The sequence below is a fragment of the Roseisolibacter sp. H3M3-2 genome (genome assembly GCF_029211165.1).
Classification (GTDB): domain Bacteria; phylum Gemmatimonadota; class Gemmatimonadetes; order Gemmatimonadales; family Gemmatimonadaceae; genus Roseisolibacter.
In genome coordinates, this window is sequence record NZ_JARGEK010000777.1 from 1 (window position 1) to 626 (window position 626).

Sequence of the window (626 nt, forward strand, 5' to 3'; positions counted from 1 at the left end):
ATAGAGCTTTCGCACGGCCTGCAGCGTGTGCTGGTCAAAGCGCTTGCTGCCCTGGGCGGATTGCTCCTCCAAATAGGCCAGAAACGGTGGCAGCTCCAGCGTCGGCAAAGCGGTCTGGGCATATTGCTGGGCCGCTTTTTCCACGGCCTGTTCCTCGGGCGCCTGCCAGCCCCAGAAGATCACGCAGTTGATGATGATGAGCAGCACCGTCATCCAGGGCGGTGAGCGCCAGGAAGGCTTGTTCTCAAGAGGAATCGCAATAAACATGGCGGCCTTGTCCGAGGAAGTGGCCGCGCTTCATGCTCTGGGGCGTTGGTGGCGGCTGCGTGTTACAAATGTATCCGAGACATGCTCCGGCCGGCTCCGGTCTTGCGGGACGAAAAAAAGCCAGCATGGCGTCCCATACTGGCTTTTTGATAGCTGTCAGCGCTTATGGGTAAAGGGCTAAAGAGCTAAAAACCTTAAACTTCAGACGACTTTAAATGCTGAGCGGATCCACATCCACCAGCCAGCGCACCAGCGGCCTGTGCTCGGGCAGAGTGCGCAGCCAGTGCAGATACTGCTGCCAGGCATTCAGAAAGCGCAGCAGGGCGCTGCGGTTGCCGGCTTCCAGCAGCATCTGGGCA

General features: G+C 58.9%; 1 pseudogene. It reads right to left on the minus strand.

The annotated features are described in order from the left end of the window. Positions 1-267 (minus strand): annotated as a pseudogene (locus tag PYV61_RS26355) (rhomboid family intramembrane serine protease); the annotation flags it as partial. Between the last annotated feature and the right edge of the window lie 359 nt (positions 268-626).